Annotated in this window: 2 protein-coding genes and 1 pseudogene; 2 read left to right on the top strand and 1 reads right to left on the bottom strand. The window is 43.1% G+C overall.

Translation table 11 applies throughout. The annotated features are described in order from the left end of the window. Window positions 1-147 (top strand): annotated as a pseudogene (locus CAG68_RS22275) (MarR family transcriptional regulator); the annotation flags it as partial. A 44-nt stretch (window positions 148-191) separates the two neighbouring features. Here CAG68_RS22275 and CAG68_RS02305 read toward each other — a convergent pair. After that, the gene (locus tag CAG68_RS02305; protein ID WP_025766898.1) at window positions 192-1148 is read right to left on the bottom strand and encodes an AEC family transporter; all 957 of its coding nucleotides are present in this window, start codon (window positions 1146-1148) and stop codon (window positions 192-194) included. 601 nt (window positions 1149-1749) lie between these two features. Here CAG68_RS02305 and trpS point away from each other — a divergent pair. Beyond that, on the top strand, window positions 1750-2772 hold the full coding sequence (gene trpS / locus CAG68_RS02300; RefSeq protein WP_161440741.1) for a tryptophan--tRNA ligase: 1023 nt from the start codon (window positions 1750-1752) through the stop codon (window positions 2770-2772). Window positions 2773-2818: the final 46 nt, after the last annotated feature.

Genomic DNA, 2818 nt, shown 5'->3' with positions numbered 1-2818 from the left:
ACAAAAGAGGGAGCAAATGCTTTAAAGCAAGTTCATCAAATCATGACGAATTTACAGAAAGAGTTTTTTTCTTGTTTGTCGGAATCTGAAGCGAGTGAATTTTTTCGTCTGGTAAGAAAGCTCACTTTTGCGAATCACGACCAGTAACTGACATCAATGCCGTTTAGCGTTTTTATTTTATCGCGGACCAATTATATTAAGCTGTAGAACTTAAGAAATAGGATGCCCAACGTACAGGTCACGGTAGAAAGCACCGTAGTGAGTGCGATGATATTTGCAGCTAACGTGGCATTGCCTCCCATGGAACGCGCCATGACATAGCTGGCAGCAGCGACTGGAGAGGCGTTCATAAAGAAAAGAATACCTAGCTCAATTCCTCGAAACCCTACTAAGTAAGCTCCCATGGTGATGATGACTGGCGCTACGATGAGCTTGTAACTGCTCGCAAACCAAGATGGACCTTTCTCTTTTCTCATCAAGCTAAAGTCAAGTGAGCCACCCGTACACAACAGCGCCAAAGGCAATGTCATTTTGGACAAGTAGTCTCCTGCGTCAATAACCACATTCGGTACTGGAATAGCGAGTAAATAAAAAGCCATTCCTAGAACAATGGAGATTATGAGCGGATTCCTAGTCAGTGTTCGGCCCATCATCTTTGCTGCTTGCGAGGCAGACGTTGCCCCCTTGGGCGATAAGCAAATTACCGCTTGGACGTTATAAATAAATGTGGTGACCGCGACATAGAGCGCTGCTAGCGCCACACCTTGAGAACCATACGCATTGGCAACGTAAGCGATACCAATAATACCTGTATTTGCTCGGAACCCACCTTGGATGAGAACGCCTTGGTCAGGCGATGCTTTGAACAGAAGTTTGACGGAAAGGTAGGTGAAAATGAAAAACGAAATACTAGCGATGACGCCGAAATTGACGAATCCACTTGCCGCGGAAAAGTCGTGTTCTGAAGCCACAATGCTGACAAATAACATCGCAGGCAAGGTAACTTGAAACACCAGCTTAGAGCCTACTTCGATAAAATTATCGTTGATTAGACCAAAGCGCTTAAAAAGAACGCCAAGTACCAACATCAAACAGATAGGTCCGGTTATCGACAAAGAGAATTGCAACTGATGTAAAACAGCTTCCATGTAAGTATCCGCAGCAAAAGAAAAAAGTGTTCCTGCTGCCTATTAAGCCACAAACCCGGAGGGTAGGACAGTAACGTAATGAAATTTTCTTCTGTTGTAGGTTCCGGAGTCATTTACACTCCAAGTTATGGACGAGGTCCCAATTTAACAAAGCGGTACTGGTCCTACGTGCGATATGTTGGTTAACTCGTTGTCGTGATGCATCCACATGCGTATTAGATGTGAGGGCTGGTCATCGTAGTTATGGATAGGAGTTCATCAATGAAAAGGAAACACAACAAAACTGTACTGTGTGCGTTTGTCTCTGGTTCGGTATTTGGTGCGGTTTTGGTCATTGCGATGTCTTTACCAATGTAATCCTCTTAATTCGCTGTTGGAACACTCACACTAATTCAGTACAAAACAGATTGAGTTCTGCGGTGTGTGCTGTTAGTTTAAAAAACATGAAAATACACGTTCGCCCTTCATTAACAACCTTCTCTTGGTGGCGCTCTAAATAGAGCGGCGCGGAATACTTACATTCTTAAGCTGCTGGATGGTAGCTAAGAGTGTTTGATCTTTTTATCTCCAGTAGCGATCTATTAAATACTTGGAGACAAATATGAATAGCCATAAAAATACATCTCAGCGTGAAATTATACTTACCGGAGATCGAGCAACAGGTCCATTACACCTCGGGCACTATATTGGTTCATTGCAACAACGAGTCAAATTGCAAACGGAGCACGAGCAAACGATCTTGGTCGCGGACATGCAAGGGTTGACGGATAACGCGCATAATCCATCAAAGGTATCCTCTAATATTCTCAATGTCGTTGCAGATTATTTGGCTGTTGGTATCAACCCCGCTCAAACTACGATCACGTTGCAATCTCAAACTCCAGCGTTAGCCGAGTTGACAATGTATTACAGTAATCTTGTTTCTATCGCACGATTAGAGCGAAACCCCACGGTTAAAAATGAGATTCAAAGTAAAGGCTTTGAACGCTCTATTCCCGCAGGCTTTTTAACGTATCCAATTTCTCAAGCTGCTGATATTACGGGGTTTCATGCGACGCTAGTACCAGTGGGTGATGACCAGCTGCCGATGTTAGAGCAAACTAATGAAATCGTGAGAAAAATAAACCATCTGGGTGGAAAAGAAGTTCTTAGAGAATGCCGTCCATTACTTAGCGATGCACCTCGTTTGCCGAGTACTGACGGTAAAAATAAGATGTCTAAAAGCATGGGGAACGCAATCAACTTAGGGGCCTCCGAAAAGGAGATTTCCGCGGCAGTGAAATCTATGTATACCGATCCCAATCATCTGAAAATTGAGGACCCAGGCCAAGTCGAAGGGAATATTGTATTCATCTACCTCGATGCTTTTCATCCTGATAAAAATTATGTCGAACAGCTAAAAGACCATTATCGACGAGGTGGGTTAGGTGATGGTTTGACCAAGAAAGTGTTAGAAGAATGCTTACAAGAGATGCTTCGCCCTATTCGAGAAAAGCGCGCTATGTATTTGAATGATAAAGCGCAGCTGATTGATATTTTAAAACAAGGTAGTGAGCGTTCTCGCGAGAAAACCGAAAAAGTGCTATTTGATGTGAAAGATGTATTTGGTTTAAATTTGTTCTGAATTAAAAGTAGAGAGTTGAACATAAGGCACGACGGCTGGTTAGCAA

Source organism: Vibrio sp. V42_P2S4T144 (assembly GCF_009904715.1).
Lineage (GTDB): Bacteria > Pseudomonadota > Gammaproteobacteria > Enterobacterales > Vibrionaceae > Vibrio > Vibrio alginolyticus.
Note: the sequence above shows the minus strand (reverse complement) of the source record. Positions and strands in the feature narration are given on the sequence as shown.